The organism is Nostoc spongiaeforme FACHB-130, from assembly GCF_014698475.1.
GTDB classification, from domain to species: Bacteria; Cyanobacteriota; Cyanobacteriia; order Cyanobacteriales; family Nostocaceae; genus Nostoc_B; species Nostoc_B spongiaeforme.
Genome location: NZ_JACJTB010000022.1, coordinates 1 through 14,799 on the forward strand (window position 1 = coordinate 1; position 14,799 = coordinate 14,799).

The 14,799-nt window shown below is 37.6% G+C and carries 16 protein-coding genes; 9 read left to right on the forward strand and 7 right to left on the reverse strand.

The window, feature by feature from the left end; genetic code table 11:
* Window positions 1-169 precede the first annotated feature (169 nt).
* The 5 genes from H6G74_RS16780 to H6G74_RS16800 all read right to left on the reverse strand — a co-directional run bounded on the left by H6G74_RS16780 (window position 170) and on the right by H6G74_RS16800 (window position 2,377).
* Window positions 170-829 carry a hypothetical protein gene (locus H6G74_RS16780; RefSeq protein ID WP_190968753.1) on the reverse strand — a complete coding sequence of 220 codons (660 nt, stop codon included), beginning with the start codon at window positions 827-829 and terminating at the stop codon, window positions 170-172.
* Window positions 822-1,013, reverse strand: coding sequence for a hypothetical protein (locus tag H6G74_RS16785; RefSeq protein ID WP_190675755.1), 192 nt, complete (start codon window positions 1,011-1,013; stop codon window positions 822-824). Before H6G74_RS16785 ends, H6G74_RS16780 begins: the two co-directional genes overlap by 8 nt.
* A gap of 65 nt (window positions 1,014-1,078) precedes the next feature.
* Window positions 1,079-1,273: a hypothetical protein gene (locus H6G74_RS16790; RefSeq protein ID WP_190675757.1), complete on the reverse strand. Its 195-nt coding sequence runs from the start codon at window positions 1,271-1,273 to the stop codon at window positions 1,079-1,081.
* A gap of 81 nt (window positions 1,274-1,354) precedes the next feature.
* The gene (locus tag H6G74_RS16795) at window positions 1,355-2,008 is read right to left on the reverse strand and encodes a hypothetical protein (protein ID WP_190968754.1); all 654 of its coding nucleotides are present in this window, start codon (window positions 2,006-2,008) and stop codon (window positions 1,355-1,357) included.
* A 3-nt stretch (window positions 2,009-2,011) separates the two neighbouring features.
* On the reverse strand, window positions 2,012-2,377 hold the full coding sequence (locus H6G74_RS16800) for a hypothetical protein (RefSeq protein ID WP_190675761.1): 366 nt from the start codon (window positions 2,375-2,377) through the stop codon (window positions 2,012-2,014).
* A 274-nt stretch (window positions 2,378-2,651) separates the two neighbouring features.
* Here H6G74_RS16800 and H6G74_RS16805 point away from each other — a divergent pair, with 274 nt between their 5' ends.
* The 9 genes from H6G74_RS16805 (at window position 2,652) to H6G74_RS16845 (ending at window position 11,216) form a co-directional block, all read left to right on the forward strand.
* Window positions 2,652-2,822, forward strand: coding sequence for a copy number control protein (locus tag H6G74_RS16805; RefSeq protein ID WP_190968755.1), 171 nt, complete (start codon window positions 2,652-2,654; stop codon window positions 2,820-2,822).
* Window positions 2,819-3,073, forward strand: coding sequence for a hypothetical protein (locus H6G74_RS16810; RefSeq protein WP_190968756.1), 255 nt, complete (start codon window positions 2,819-2,821; stop codon window positions 3,071-3,073). Before H6G74_RS16805 ends, H6G74_RS16810 begins: the two co-directional genes overlap by 4 nt.
* Entirely contained in the window at window positions 3,070-3,369 is a 300-nt protein-coding gene (locus tag H6G74_RS16815) for a hypothetical protein (protein ID WP_190968757.1), read from the forward strand. The genes H6G74_RS16810 and H6G74_RS16815 overlap by 4 nt, the downstream gene beginning before the upstream one ends.
* Window positions 3,370-3,550: 181 nt before the next feature.
* The gene (locus H6G74_RS16820; protein ID WP_190968758.1) at window positions 3,551-3,793 is read left to right on the forward strand and encodes a hypothetical protein; all 243 of its coding nucleotides are present in this window, start codon (window positions 3,551-3,553) and stop codon (window positions 3,791-3,793) included.
* A gap of 22 nt (window positions 3,794-3,815) precedes the next feature.
* Window positions 3,816-4,061, forward strand: a complete 246-nt coding sequence (locus tag H6G74_RS16825) for a hypothetical protein (RefSeq protein WP_190968759.1) — start codon at window positions 3,816-3,818, stop codon at window positions 4,059-4,061.
* 184 nt (window positions 4,062-4,245) lie between these two features.
* Window positions 4,246-4,596 (forward strand): hypothetical protein, encoded by a 351-nt coding sequence (locus tag H6G74_RS16830; protein WP_190968760.1) that lies wholly within the window; start codon window positions 4,246-4,248, stop codon window positions 4,594-4,596.
* Between the two features lie 241 nt (window positions 4,597-4,837).
* Window positions 4,838-5,458 (forward strand): Uma2 family endonuclease, encoded by a 621-nt coding sequence (locus H6G74_RS16835; protein ID WP_190968761.1) that lies wholly within the window; start codon window positions 4,838-4,840, stop codon window positions 5,456-5,458.
* Window positions 5,459-6,583: 1,125 nt separating this feature from the next.
* Window positions 6,584-6,937, forward strand: a complete 354-nt coding sequence (locus tag H6G74_RS16840) for a hypothetical protein (RefSeq protein WP_190968762.1) — start codon at window positions 6,584-6,586, stop codon at window positions 6,935-6,937.
* Window positions 6,938-7,541: 604 nt separating this feature from the next.
* Entirely contained in the window at window positions 7,542-11,216 is a 3,675-nt protein-coding gene (locus tag H6G74_RS16845; RefSeq protein WP_190968763.1) for a plasmid replication protein, CyRepA1 family, read from the forward strand.
* A gap of 81 nt (window positions 11,217-11,297) precedes the next feature.
* On the opposite strand, the gene H6G74_RS16850 is transcribed toward H6G74_RS16845, so the two are convergent.
* Together H6G74_RS16850 and H6G74_RS16855 are read right to left on the reverse strand one after the other, a co-directional pair.
* Entirely contained in the window at window positions 11,298-13,088 is a 1,791-nt protein-coding gene (locus H6G74_RS16850; protein WP_190968764.1) for a UvrD-helicase domain-containing protein, read from the reverse strand.
* Window positions 13,078-14,799: an ATP-dependent nuclease gene (locus H6G74_RS16855; protein WP_190968765.1), complete on the reverse strand. Its 1,722-nt coding sequence runs from the start codon at window positions 14,797-14,799 to the stop codon at window positions 13,078-13,080. Before H6G74_RS16855 ends, H6G74_RS16850 begins: the two co-directional genes overlap by 11 nt.

A 14,799-nucleotide genomic window follows, 5' to 3' on the forward strand; every position in this document is an offset into this window, starting at 1 on the left:
TACTGACTTGTCACTCGAAAGAAGCTTTTGCGTCATGTGTCATATTTTATGACACTGTGTCTACCTCGCTCACCTTATTTTCCTCCGCATACCCCTGATTATTGAGCCGATACGTTTTAATTAATCTCATCTGGCAACAAATACTCAAGATATTTGTTAGTATTTTTCTTCATTTCTTAACCTCTAGATAATCGCCTAATTGAGCTTTAAAACTAGATAATTTACCTTCGGTTTCAACAGTTTTTAATCTTGATTCTTCAGCTTTGATTTCTGCCTGTTTTAGTTTTTGACTGAGTTCATCCTTGCTATGAACTGCGATGTTAGTTTCTGTAACTGTACGAACCTTAGACACATCTAAAGTCACAGATTTTTGGTCAGTGACCTCTTTTTGATTAAGATAATCAAGGTAATTACCCTTAACTTTCTCAAGCTCTGTAGCTGCCTGGATGCCAGCACCGAAAGCTTTAGCGTGTTTACCCACTACGGTAAACTTCTCGCGTGTGAGGTCGAATGCTGCCCCGGTGAGTTTTAACGCTCGTGTCGCGCCCTCGTAAATTTTCATCCCCTTATCTAATTGGGCTTCTGTGGCTTGGGGTAGACTCTCAGGAGGATTAAGCGGGTCAGCGATGTGATAGTTGCTTGGGTGAAATGCTGGAATCATCGCTGGGAGCATTTCAGGGGTAACAGTCAGTAAACCAGGGATGCGGCTATCTATGGTCACAGCAACGGTATTCGGGCTAGTAGTGGTTGCACCCGTTGTGCTTTTGCCTCTAGCAAGTTTTTCAGCTACGGCTTGAGCAGCTGCTTTAGTGGTGTCGATTTTAGCCATTGTTCAAGAACTTTCTCGCGTTAATTAGTGATTGATAGCGAATTTCTAGTTGGCGAAATGCTTTGTCTATGTCGCTAAATTCCTGCGCTAATTGCTCATCTAAGTCGTATTTTTCTAATACTTCGTTGAGTTCACCCTCATCAGTTTTAGCGTTTTCAATTTGGCGATTTAAGTCATCATTCATGGTTAAGATTGAGGTGTATCTGATGCTCAAGCTCTCAATTTTTTTGAGAGCTTAAACCCTGATATCTATTCGTTAAAACCTTCGAGTCTGGATACATCTAAGTCAGTAGTCGAGTATTGGAGCGTATTGAAAAATTGACAAACATCTCCAATAGTCACATCACAGTCAAAGCGCAAAATTTTAAACTGTGGGTGTTGTCGAATTTGAGTGAGTAGTTGCTGTGACTGTGCAATCAGTTCTGGCAGTGGTTGAGTATTCATGTTGCACTCAATAAATAAACTTAAAAATTTTCTCTAGTAGTCCGTTCAAAAGGTCAAAGGGCAACAGTAAGACATTGGTCGTCATACAATAAGGTTCTTTCCCAGTTCGTTGATAATCTCATCAATTTCTTGGTGTAGGTTGGTTTCATCTGGTGTGACTTCTACAGGTTGTTTACGCAAGCTGGTTAAATCTCTAATCGCTCCCAGATACTCTTGTTTTTGATACTGCCAGTTTTGGTTGATGGCTTCTGTTAACTCGCTTTGGCGAATAGCCAAGTTATTAATGATCAACTGATTTTTAACTTGAGAGATCGCATCTACAGCCGCTATCTCCTCACTGGCTTGTTTGGCTAACTGCTCAACTAGAGATAAGCCAGTATTGGGTATTGGGCATTGGCTAGGATTGGTTATTTGTTGCTGTGGGGGACGGGGTACATATAGGGTATTTTGTGGCTTTTCTGTGGCTGTTTGTGATGCTTGCACCATAGGCGTTTCAGGGCTTTCTAAATTTTCGCTATGTGCTGGCAACTGTGGCTGTATGGAAGTTTCGATTTTCTTAGCAACTGCATCAAAATCCTGCCTTGGTAAGGCTTTCACTGTGTCGAAGTCATCCGGGCGAATGTCTATCAATGCCAGTCTTAGGTCTTGTTCATTGGTTCCTAATTGGTTAACAGCATCTTGAATGCTAATTGTGTTTTGTACTGGTGTGGGCTTTGATTTAGCTGTGCGTGGCATGATTTACGCTCCCTTTTTTAATTGGATTTGCTGGAATGCCTGTTGATAGCGATAGCGACTAAAATCGTGCTGATTTTTCAAGATGTACCCTTTTACCCGTTCAGAACGTCTAAGCTGTGCCATAAGCCGCCCTACACGACTTAAAACCCAGGCTTGGTAAGGGCTTAGGGGCGATTCTCTGTCAATAGTTCCGTCATAGGCTTTGGGGTAAGCATTACGAAATGACTCAATACGCCAGAATGCTATGTTTTCCCAAGTGCAAAGGGTGGAACGAGCTACACCCAACAAATTGGCCAAATGTGTTTTGGTCGCTGGAAATTCAATGAATAAATCTAAATCGGTGGAATGCTTACAGCGTCTAGGTTTCATGGGTCATACAGCAATAAACATGAATTGATAGTTAATTAGCTAATCATCGATAAATTAAGCAGCACAATATAGCGTCAAATCGCTAAACCCCTTGCAGTACTTTTCTTTGGGGTACTCGTCGGACACTAATTAGTAGCTGGTTGCTGATCGATTGGTTGCATTAATTTGCAATATAGCATAAAGTGCATATAAAGCAAATAAATCCACTTTATCCAATAGCAGTATTAAGGTATGAAGTGCAAAAATATAGGCACTACAGGCTTAAAGTTGTTATATGGATGAAACTAAACTTGTTGCTATTCGAGTGGAAATGCCTGACGAACTGAGAAATCAGTTTAAGTCAGTCGTAGCTAGGGAAGGAAAAAACATGAAAGATGTTTTACTCAGTTTTATTAAAGACTATGTAGCTGAACGTGAATCCAGCGAAGGCAAAGGAACAGTATGACTAATACCCCTGGAAGCTATGAAGCTGATAATCCAGAAGTAACACCACAAGCACTAGATAAAGCTTTCGGCTTTATCACTGCACTGAATAATTTCAATTGGCGAACTGACTATATAAAGTTTTGGAAGGTACTAGACTATACCCCAGATGATTGGGCAGAAAGCGAATATAAGCAGTTTCAAGAGTTAATTAATTATTTGGGGCGCTTTGATAAAGAAGCGATCGCTTTGATGATTGAGGTAGGGAAATGACGGAAACACCGCAACAGCCAAACCGACTTGACCGAATAGAAGCAATTTTAGAAAGAGTAGCTACCCAGCAAGCCAGCAATACGGAAGCTATCGCTGACTTAACAGCCAACATTGATGATTTGACCAGTAATGTAAACTCTGTGCTGGCTAGGGACGCAATTCTAAATGATGTACTGCTGGAAATGAGGGACAGCCATGAGGAATTGAAGCGAGATTTTTTAGAAAATCAGCGCACTACCAACGCCGCACTGAATCAGATGAATGCAATATTATTGCTTGCAGCTAACCAGAATTGACCCACAGAATTAGGCTCTACTGAGCATCTAGGGTAAACAGTAATGGCTACCGCATCCTCATAGCCGCATCTGAAGAATATTGCCAACGAATTGCTAAAAACACTCTTAGGCGACTAATAGAAGTTATCGACACACAAGAAGGTGTTTTACCAATAGTTCGTATTTTTGAGGATATTACTTAATGACTGAAACATCAACCCAAATACCCCTAAGTGCAGTAATTCCTATACTTGCAGCCATTTCAGACCGTGATTGGGAAGGGTTTAAACAGCTAGAAGTAGAGTTTGCCAATAGCCACGGTATCGAAAATTGGGCAGATGTTTTTAATTTCCGCATCTTACCAGCGTTAGATAAAGAGTCAAAAAGATGGTTTTTGATTCAAAAATGTAGCAAAGGTTTTACTGTCAAGACTGTGGTTGATTGAAACAGGAGAACAAAAAACCAGCATGACACAAGCCCAAATCGACGATATCAACTCACGCCTAGATGCCCTAGCTCAAAGGGTCAGCAGCCTGGAATTACTTACAGGTACAATCGGCACTAGCCAAGTGGCGATCGCTCAAATTCTCACTGTCCAGGCAGAACACACCCAAATATTGAATGCTCATACGGCAGATTTAGCAGAACTAAAAAATGATGTTCGTGAAATCTTGCGGATACTGCGAGATCGCAATGGTGGCAGTGGGTTATGAGGTTCAACCGTGCATCTAGGGTGAACAGTAATGGCTACCACATCCTCTAATACCACCTAATGTAACTAAATGTTACTCACCATCTTTCTTACTTGTCGTAACCAGGGAAGGGAAAAACATGAAGATGTTTTACTCAGCTTTACTATGTAGCTGAACGTGAATCCAGTCAGAGCAAAGAAACAGTATGACCAACACACCAGAACAACCAAGCCGCCTAGACCGTATTGAATCCACGCTAGAGCGTATTGCAAATCAACAAGCAACTACTAATGTGATTTTGGCAGAATTAGCCCAACGGCAAAACAACACCCAAGAACAGCTAGATAGTTTACTCAGTACAGCACAGAATATTTTTACTAGAGATGCAATTCTCAATGATGTGTTACTTGAATTACGAGAAAATACAGAAGTGCTACAAAGAAATTTTGAACAACATCAACTAAATTTTGATGAGAATCAGCGCACTACTAACGCGGCGTTAAACCAGCTTGGGGCAATTTTATTACAGCTAACCAGAATTGAGCCACAAAATTAGACTCGACCGCGCATCTATGGTGAACAGTAATGGCTACCGCATCCTCTACTACCACCTAATGTAACTAAATATCAAGACAGGCGATCGCGCTTGATGATTAAGGCAACAACACTGATACCGATTCGTAAATTTATCCTAATTTTCACTGCGATCGCTGATCGCCAAAATAATTGAAGCAGGAAGATGAAACAGGAGAACGAAAAGACGGTATGAGCAAAACGACTACTAAAGGCAATAAATTATGATTCAAGCCTTACGTAAACTAGTAACCTTTGAAGATTTTGCAGCGTGGCGGCCTGAAGGCACAAGATATGAATTACATGACGGCGTGATTGTTGAAATGGCACAACCAACGGGCGACCATGAAGATGTTGTGGGTTTTTTAGCACTAGAAATATCTGCTGATATCAAGCGTTTAAATTTACCTTATTACATCCCAAAAACTGTATTAGTCAAACCACCTGAAGGTGAATCAGCTTATTCACCAGACATATTAATCATCAATCGACCAAATTTGGTGAATGAGCCTTTATGGAAAAAGGAATCGACTGTATCTCAGTCTGCATCTATTCCATTAGTTGTTGAAGTTGTTAGCAGTAATTGGCGAGATGATTACTACAAAAAATTAGCTGATTACGAAGCTATAGGTATTCCTGAATATTGGATTATAGATTACGCTGCTATAGGCGCTAGAAAGTTTATCGGCAATCCTAAACTGCCTACTATCTCCATTTATCAATTAATCGATGGTGAGTACCAAGTTACTCAATTTAGAGGCAGTGATCACATCGAATCTTTAACTTTTCCCGAATTGGCTCTGACCGCAGAACAGATTTTTCAATCTGCCAGCCCACTAACATAGGTTCGACTGCACACAAGAGTGTAAACAGTAATGGCTCCTACTACCCTTGCTCCCAGCTTATGTAACTAATTTTTACGCATTCCATTTCTTACTTGTTCTTGATTCGGTCAACATTTGTAAACTCACGCGATCGCAATTCTTAATATGGAAAATTTACAGGATAACACTACCAAGCAGCAATCAAACCTTAGCTTAGAATCCTTGGGTATTGCTGACTCTTTTAAGACTCTTTTAGGAAATTTTCATTGGCGCACAGATTACATCAAATTCTGTGAGGTTTTAGGGTACACCCCCAATACGGTTCGGATAAGGAACTTACTCGTCAAGGTAAGCAAGGGAGCAGGGGTGCAGGGGTGCAAGGGAGAATTGACAGTAACCTCTCCCCTGCCCCTCTGCTCCTCCACTCCCCTGCTGCTTCAACGAAGAGATATCTTAACCGAACGGTATTGGGTACACCCCCGACCAATGGGCAGAGGACAAATATCGACGGTTTCAGGAATTAGTGGAAGCCCTAAATCAATTTGACTCAGAGACAGTCGCTAAGATGTTGGAGGCTGGTAAGTAAAAATGCTGAAAATCCTCACCAAGCTGACCAAAAACGGAAATCCTCACTCTTGGTGCGATCGCAACGGTGGCAGTGGCTTGTGATGATAAAAAATACCCAATCCAACTTTATCAGCCAAAGGCTACTCGGTTACACGCCGATTCCATTGGCAAGAGTGAAGAATCGAAGGAAACAAGCGACAATGTATCGAAAAATTTTTTTGGACAGAGATATGAAGAGTGATAACCTATTTACATCGGTTTTTTACCAAGCTGATACCAACCTATATCAAATGGAGGATGAGCTAGGCAAACAATAATATTCAGGCAATCAAATTTAAGGGGGCCGTTAGACAAAAAGATAGGCGAAAAGACTTTGCGAGGGTCATGAAACCTAATCTTGATGGCTAATAAAGGCTTACGAATCTAGAGGACTTTACTGGACTCCACCATGCTCCACCATGACTCCACCCTTGAGGCAATGTTACCACAAGGGGCGGTCAACTATGCCCTTTTTTTTTGTGTTCTCAAAAAAAAGTGCATCAAATTGTTACAAAATTCCCTCAATGTGGTCATTTACCAATGCTAAATTTCACAAATCTAACTATCTTCATAAGTAAATTTAAAGATAGTTCTTTGACTTATAAAGATAAGTTAATACTCACTTCCATTAACCCCAGAAGCAACAGGCCAGAAGAACACGAAGATGCAGAGTTGCAAAGGGAAAATAACTTGCAGAAAATTCTTTCCTACTCTCCGGCCTTTTTAACTCATGCTTGGCATCAAAAGTCTATCGGAACTACCCAAAGTCAAGTATGGGGATTCGTACAAGAATTTTTAGGAATTAATAACACAGCAAAATCGCCGTCATCTGCAAATATATCTGACGGCCAGTTGCATTTTGAAAATCAAAAGAGAAAACAGGAAATCGGTTAGCTACCCATAAGCAGACATCATCTGCCTAAAAAGCAGGAAACCGAATATTATAGCAATTTGAGTGTAACAATGTCTGCATAGTGTGGGCAAATTAGCATAGTTAAAACCTCATTGGTTTTAGCAAGAGCTAGTTTCGCCCGAAATCCGGGTAATGGGAGTAATACCAATTCGCAATTCGCAATTTGCAATGGGCTAACGCCCCGCTACGCTAACGCAATTGGAAAACTTAGATTTAGCAAGACTTTAAGAGCTTCCATCTGTCGCTTAGTTTTGGAGAATCAGAATAAGTTGTCATCCCAAATCAAGAAAAGAATGTGACTCTTACAAGGGCTAAAACTCTTGTAATACCTAATTTTCTTAATTGCAAATTATACTAATTCTCTAAAATTGGGCAACAGATTCAAGGCTAAAAACCTGGATGCTGTTAGACTTTCGTAATTGCGAATTGCGAATTAGTATCAGACCCAACACCCGATAAAACTGGGTAGCTCCGATGAACGCAAACATTATCGGAGTTTACGAAAGTGCTACAAGAGAAAACAATTGAAATTAATGGTAACGAGTGCTTAGAAGTTAGAGCGATCGCAACAAAGGGGGTCAAACTATGACCTCCTTAGAGCAGTTCGACATTAGAAATTTTATAGATCGGCTGACCCCCAAAAAAGGTAAGCACCGTTATGTGTGTCCGGTGTGCGAAGGCAGCTTGACAATTGACCCCAAAAGCGGCAAGTATCACTGTTGGGGGCAGGAATGCGCGAGTTCTGATATTAGAGAAGCTATTCGCCCTTGGGCAGAAGTAATAGGTGGAACTGTTCTACACCCTCCTTATATCAATAAAAAACTTCAGCGTGTAGAACAAACGCCAAAATTACCAGCTGCTGCACCAATACCAAAAGGTGAGATCGCACTCTCCACGTTACCGCATTCAGTTAGCCCACCGAAGAAAGTGGCCAGAGGTAGAAATTTTGAAATCACCTACCCATATTCTCCTAATCAGTGGGTGCTGAGAATTGAAAAGTCAGACGGCAGTAAAATAACAATTCCTCACCACCGCACTGCTGATGGTGAAGTAGCAAAAGGCAAGGGAGATGAAACTTGGCATCCTTACCGCATTGATGAAATACGCTCCTTTGGCACAGGCAAATGGATATTAGGGAATGAGGGTGAGAAGTGCGTTGACATTACTCGTTCGGTTCTTCAATTAGTAAGTTTCACTTTCCAGGGTGGTAGCTGGTCTGATGAATTGCTGTTGCTGGGGCTGCAAGAAATTAAAGATTGTGGCGTTCTTGGGGTTGTATATTTCCCCGACAATGACGAGCCAGGGCGGAAAAAGGCTCAAAAGTTGGCAATTGCAGCAGCTAAGATTCAGCTTCCTTTTATTGAAATTGACCCATTAAGATTATGGCCGCAGTGTCCTCCTGGTGGTGACATTGCTGATTGGGTTGCAGCAAAAGTAATACCAATTGAAGAAGGCAGGAGGCAGAAGGCAGAAGGCAGAAGGGAGGATTGCAGGGGGATTCTAACCCACCAGCAATTCGTATCCGCTAAAACAAAGTTTAGCGGGGGTCTTAAACCCAAATGCGAGGAAGGCAATAGGGCTACTCAACCAATAAAGCAAACTCCTGCCTCCTGCCTCCTGCCCTCTGCCTCCCTCGCGCAGCGAGTTAATGAATTACTTCAAGCACTCAACACTGAAATAGCACTTTGCCGGGATACCGTAGTAGTTACAAATGAAGTTGCTCAAGAAACAGAAGATTTTTGGCAAAAAGACCCGAAAGCCCAATACGAAATTCAACGTCAGCATGTTGCTAAATTTAACTTGACGCGGACTGCTCAAATCAGCATTGAAAATGGGTTTCTCCCTTCAATTCAACTTAAAAGTATACCGCCGGGAATCATTGGTATAAAAGGTGACTGGGGTATAGGTAAAAGCTTTTTACTAAGTGCTTGGTGTCGGCAGTGGCCACATAAAATTATCCAAGTCGCTCATTTAAATGCCTTACTTTCTAACACTGCTCCTAAGTTTGATTGTTTCCATCATCACGAATTAAAAGATTTACAATTAGGTGTAACATCTGCTCCTAGATTAGCTATTACAGATATCTCTTTAGCTGCCATGTTTGACCCCCAAAGATGGACTAAAGATGAACCATTTATCTTAATTCTGGATGAAATCGAGCAGGTATTAAGGTCAATTCAAACTAATAGCAACCTGAAAGGTACACTAAGAGTAAAAGCGCGAGTTAAGCTAGAATGGCTGATAAAAAATGCTGTTTATGTCATTGGTAGTGACCGTGATTTATGTGATGAAACTTTAAACTATATTGAACAAGTACGCGGTGATAGTCATCCGGCTTTTATTATTTATCACAAAGGTAAAAAAGGAATTAATCGTCAACCAATAGTTTTTAACTGTAATAAATATAAAGATGAAGTGCTAACTCGATTAATTAATGCTGCCAAAGCTGGTCATAACATCATCATACCTTGTGAGAATAAAACCGATTTATTAGCCATTGAACAGCAATTATTGTCAGCAGGAATACCGGATAATTCTATGTTTTTTGCTCATGGTGATAACAGTAATGAGCCGGGAATTAAGGAATTGATTCAAAAAGCTGATGAAATTTATCCAGATTATCAAATACTAGGTTACACGATGACGATGGGAACAGCATTAAGTTTTGAAAAGTCCCACTTTGAAAAATGTTATGCTTTCTTCTCTGGTGATGTTTTGAGTGCTTCAGATCAAGCTCAAATGCTTTTTCGTTATCGTCTCGAATGTGAAATAACAGTTTGGATAAATCCCAAACGTAGAAGATTAGAAATTAATCAGGATATTTTACTTTCAGATTTATTGAAAAATGTGCAAGATACCGATAAATTAATCGTATCAATTGACCAAATAGGCCCCTTAATAGAACAGGGAATTTTACCAACTACTAAAGGTGACATTAGCCCTGATGATTTACCCTGGATTCAACACAAGCTAGGCATTATTGCTCGTGCGAATGCAAGTATTGCAAATCCCTCCTCTACGTTACATGATTTATTGGTTAATGCTGGTTTTACCTTGAAAATTGAATCAAATGACAAACCTTTGACTACTAATGAGGGTAACTGTTATCTAGAACAGAAACAACAAATAAAATCAGCCCAAGATCAGGCGATCGCCCAGGCAGAACTAATGAGTGAGGCAGAATTTATGAAAGCCATGATCAACAATGGCAACCTCAACCGCGCAGAACGTAACCGACTGGAAAAAACACGGCTGCACCGGGACACTGGGCTGGAGATTACAGAGGATATTGTCAAATTGCAACGTACTAAGAACCTGACACGCGGTGCAAAAATGCTCAAAATCTTGCTTGGTGACGAGCAGACAGCTGTAGCTTACGACCTCACAGATCGCCAATATAACCCAGATATCGGCGACCAGAGCTTTTATGCAGCAAAGCGGCAATTACTTCATGAGTTAGGTATTCCTGAAATCATCGAGAAACTGGTTCAAGGATGGAGGTACACCAATAATTCTTCGGAAGTTGTGGCAGTGGCAGACCTAGCACGAGAGCATAGAAACAGTATTAAACGTCTACTAGGATTTACAGTTTCGTTAGAGAAAAGCGAGAATGGAGCGTTTAAAGTCAGTAATAGTGCAATACTTGGGTTAATTCTGGATACCCTATGTATTGAGCGCGAAAGTACAAAAACTCGCAAAAGAGGTCATGTTTATCAGCTAAATCGCCAGCATTGGGAAATGCTACAAGCAATCATGGCTCACATAGACAAGCTGGCCCCAACGCCAACTTTGGCAGGAGTCATAGAAAAAGCACTTGCAGCAGCTGTTCAAAACAGTGATTTACATCAAGAACATCTGACACCTGCCCAAACAGCACCAACTCCAGAAATTCTCTCAACTGTGTTACCATCAGCATTTGATAGCGTTCCACACCCTCATAGTATTTCTTATATATATAAAAATAACTTGGGTATGGAACACCCAATCAAGCCTAACAATCATGAGTCGCTTCATAATAACGAAATACAGACAGGCAATCAATCAAAGCTGTGGACTGGGTTAAAGCTGAAATTACAGCAAGGTCTAGAAGATGCAGGAGAATTTTATCAACAGCTAGTTGACAAAATCGGAGAGAGTGTCGGCGTGGCTGAGGGTGAGCCGTTTTGGAATGGATACTTGGGGCAGTGGCAGGTGGCTGTTAATTTTGTAAATGGGTGTAAATCTGTGATGTGCGATTGGTTAGTTACTACCGTAGGCTAACAATGCGTTCAATTCATCAACTGCGATCGCTTTTCTTCGTACACTTTAATTGTATTGCTGCTTGCACGCAGTTATATACTGTTAATCCCAATTTAGAGTGAATCCAGGTAATTTTAAGAAACAACTAATATTTGAGTTAGTTGCATTGCCATATTTATCTAAAGATGATTTACTAGCAGAGAAAAAAACTTGCTTTCTTGCTCTTGTTACACCTACATAAAAGACACTCAATTCTTCTAAGAATTTTTTCATGTTGCTTTCATTCAATATAAAATTACAATTTCGTTTATATTTACAAGGGTCACATAGATTCCAACTGGGTATAGAATACATCTCCATATCTGGTATAAATACATAATCCCATTCAAGACCTTTCGCGCCATGAATAGTAGACATAATTATATTTTGATCAACATATTCCATATTTTGTTTTAATGTTTTGTCTTCAAAAGTATCCTTGATAAGCATAATTTTATCTTCAATACTTAGCCATGAATAATCATTTACTATTCTTTTGAAGAAGATATTTAGTAATTCTAGCAAAGACATAACTGTAGGTTTGTCTTTATGAGATATAAATACGGTTTCTATATAAGAATAAAATTTGTTTAAGCTTAATTTCGATGGACTAAAATCTTGTGCTAAAAGTTGCATAAAATAAGATGCACATTTATTATGAAAATTTAAATAATCAGAGTCTTCTTCTTTAAATAATCCATAGAAATATGAAATATTAGCTTGTGATATAGCTTCTATAATTTTATTGACATTATTGCCTCTTTTATTAATTAAAATTGCAATTTTGTTGTTAGAAATACTCTTTTCAGTTATACATTTAATTTTTTCTACAACTGCATCTGCTTCTTCTTGCTGATTTTCTTTGTAACATAGTTCAATAATCACATCATTAATAATATTTGGTTTTATTGGATTTTCTGCATTTAATCTAATATTTTTATCAATTAGAAGCATTTGTAGATTATCTTTAAATCTATAATTCTTTTCTAGTTTAATAATATCCATGCTATATTTTTCTTGTGCTTCAATTATTAGGTCTGGTATCGCACCTATGAAGCCGTATATCCTTTGTAAAGCATCTCCCATTAAAATTAATAGTGTTTCTTCAGTTATTAACTGTTTTAGTAATGTCCAACTCAATACGTTAGTATCTTGAAATTCATCAACAATAATTACAGGAAAATATTTTTGATAGAAATTAAGAATTTCAGGATATTTAGCTAAAAGTTGCAATACTAAAATAATTATAGCATTATAGGGAATAAAGTTTTTTGGTAAAAATATTTCTGTAATCCCATTAACATAATTTTCTGTATACTTATTTAAGTGTCCTCTATTATTAGTTTTAACAGCGTTATTATAATCTGAAAAAAAGAACGCAGCATCAGATGGTACATTAAAATCACTAGTTAAAACCTTTGGTTTAGAATCATCAACTGATATAAGAGCATCTATATTTTTAAGATTTGGATGTAATAAATAACCATACAATTTAAGTATATGTCTACAAAAACCATGATAATTTGATATAAATAGTTTTTCATTTAAGCTCAGAGGATTAAGTCCTTTGATTTGCATTAGTTTAGGTAATTGTTCAGAAACATCCTTCTTGACTTTATATGCTGCATTTACACCAAATGTTAAGGCAAGAATTTTTTTTGGATCTGCGACCTGATTACTAGCCAGCAAATATGCAATTTTACTAATCATTGTTTTCGTTTTCCCATAACCTGCTGGGGCTTCAACAAGAAGTTTCTTTGATTGGGAAAAAATAACATCAAGTTGCTTTTGATCGCCACAATGTAGAGAGTGTAGCCTCTCTTTTAACTCCTCTATCAATGATTCATTTTGCATTTCTTGAAAACTCCACTGATTTATTAATTATATTTTGATAAACTTGTGGTATAAAATTAACAGAACTAGCTAAATACTGCCCAGTCAAAACACTTTTATCTTTTCTCCATTTCTTGGTAATGTCTATTTTTAATTTACTATGCAATTTTTGAATATCTTCTTGAATTAAATTATTTAATTGAAAAATAATAGGTTCTCGTGGTTCAAGAGTTATATTTAGGCTTTTAGCAGTTCCAATTAGCTTTCCACGTATATTTTCACTCTCGTTAGGTAACTCATTCTCAATATATTCTACGTATGTTATAATATCCAAACAATCATATATATCTTCTTCAAAATCTATACCTTGAGTAAAAAATAAATTTTCTTTGCCGTTATATCTTTCTTGTTTGTCCCTATCCATTACACCTATATTTTGAATAGAAAACTCATTCAATAAACTCATTAATCCTGGTATTGAATCTGCGCCACCAGCTTGAATTATACTAATTCCTAATTCATCTAGATTTACTTTCATTCTTTCACTAAATACGTTTAAAGCACTCAGTTCAGTATCACCTTCTACTAAAATAACCACTCTACAAAAGAATGCTTCTTTAACATAAGGCAAATTTTTGAGCAGTTGTTTCTCAATAGATGAGTCAAGACTAATTTCATATCCACTTTTAACACCTACATTTCCATTTTCATCTTTATAAAACCTGACAATCTGTTTGTAATTATTTAGCAATATACTTGGTGAATGTGAAACAATTAAAATTTGTCCAATTAATTTATCTATTGAAAATAAGTTTTTCAATAAAAATTTGAAATCATTATCTTCATTTTTTATTATTTTTTCAAGATATCTTACTAATGCTCGTTGTATATAAGGATTTAAATGGATTTCTGGCTCATCTAATCCTATTAAAATAGGAATACATTTTTCTGATGTCGATATATCTTGAACAAGGCTTTTATTTACCTTTTTTTGAACTATGTTTAATATTTTCTCTAGTATAGAAAGTGTAATAAGTGAGAAAAATTGCACACCGTAGCCCAGCCTTGACAAGCTTTGCTCTTTATCATCAACCAAAAGAATTAATTTTGCTAGCAAATCTTTTGGATTATTTTCATGAATTGCTTGTATGGAAAAATCTTTAAATGATTTAATTCTTTGTATAGTTTGATTGATTGGCACTAAAAGTTCATTAATTTTTTCCTTTTCAAGGAAACTAATATCTTCATTTTCTTCTAAAGTTTTTATTATAATATGATTCAAAATTCTACTAACCCCTCGGTTTTTAGTAAAATTTAGGTCAGAAAGTGGATTTCTTGAAGAATCATAATTTATATAATTAACACATTTAACAACATTACTTTGAATTGGTGTTTCCGATTCTTTATGCTTAAATTTAATAGTATCATCTACAGATTCTTGAATTGCTACAATGTTGATTAAATTATTATTACTGGGATCAAACAAATCCTTAAATATCCCTTGTTCAATTTCTGATAATTTAAAAGTTAGTAGGATTTCTATAAAGTTAGAAGTGTCACAGAAATCATCTTCTTCAAAACTGTTTTTATTAAAAAGTATGTTTAGTAAATCTAAAAAATTTGATTTACCTACATTATTTTCGCCAATAATGAAGTTAGTTCCTGGATAAAATTTTAAATTGCGACCATCTAGATTTCTATAATTTTGGATGTGAATGTTTAGAATTTGCAT

Bases quoted from the DNA above. Each gene is read 5' to 3' on its own strand.
- H6G74_RS16780 (WP_190968753.1), bottom strand. From the start codon at position 829: ATGGCTAAAATCGACACCACTAAAGCAGCTGCTCAAGCCGTAGCTGAA.
- H6G74_RS16785 (WP_190675755.1), bottom strand. From the start codon at position 1,013: ATGAATGATGACTTAAATCGCCAAATTGAAAACGCTAAAACTGATGAG.
- H6G74_RS16790 (WP_190675757.1), bottom strand. From the start codon at position 1,273: ATGAATACTCAACCACTGCCAGAACTGATTGCACAGTCACAGCAACTA.
- H6G74_RS16795 (WP_190968754.1), bottom strand. From the start codon at position 2,008: ATGCCACGCACAGCTAAATCAAAGCCCACACCAGTACAAAACACAATT.
- H6G74_RS16800 (WP_190675761.1), bottom strand. From the start codon at position 2,377: ATGAAACCTAGACGCTGTAAGCATTCCACCGATTTAGATTTATTCATT.
- H6G74_RS16805 (WP_190968755.1), top strand. From the start codon at position 2,652: ATGGATGAAACTAAACTTGTTGCTATTCGAGTGGAAATGCCTGACGAA.
- H6G74_RS16810 (WP_190968756.1), top strand. From the start codon at position 2,819: ATGACTAATACCCCTGGAAGCTATGAAGCTGATAATCCAGAAGTAACA.
- H6G74_RS16815 (WP_190968757.1), top strand. From the start codon at position 3,070: ATGACGGAAACACCGCAACAGCCAAACCGACTTGACCGAATAGAAGCA.
- H6G74_RS16820 (WP_190968758.1), top strand. From the start codon at position 3,551: ATGACTGAAACATCAACCCAAATACCCCTAAGTGCAGTAATTCCTATA.
- H6G74_RS16825 (WP_190968759.1), top strand. From the start codon at position 3,816: ATGACACAAGCCCAAATCGACGATATCAACTCACGCCTAGATGCCCTA.
- H6G74_RS16830 (WP_190968760.1), top strand. From the start codon at position 4,246: ATGACCAACACACCAGAACAACCAAGCCGCCTAGACCGTATTGAATCC.
- H6G74_RS16835 (WP_190968761.1), top strand. From the start codon at position 4,838: ATGATTCAAGCCTTACGTAAACTAGTAACCTTTGAAGATTTTGCAGCG.
- H6G74_RS16840 (WP_190968762.1), top strand. From the start codon at position 6,584: ATGCTAAATTTCACAAATCTAACTATCTTCATAAGTAAATTTAAAGAT.
- H6G74_RS16845 (WP_190968763.1), top strand. From the start codon at position 7,542: ATGACCTCCTTAGAGCAGTTCGACATTAGAAATTTTATAGATCGGCTG.
- H6G74_RS16850 (WP_190968764.1), bottom strand. From the start codon at position 13,088: ATGCAAAATGAATCATTGATAGAGGAGTTAAAAGAGAGGCTACACTCT.
- H6G74_RS16855 (WP_190968765.1), bottom strand. From the start codon at position 14,799: ATGCAAATTCTAAACATTCACATCCAAAATTATAGAAATCTAGATGGT.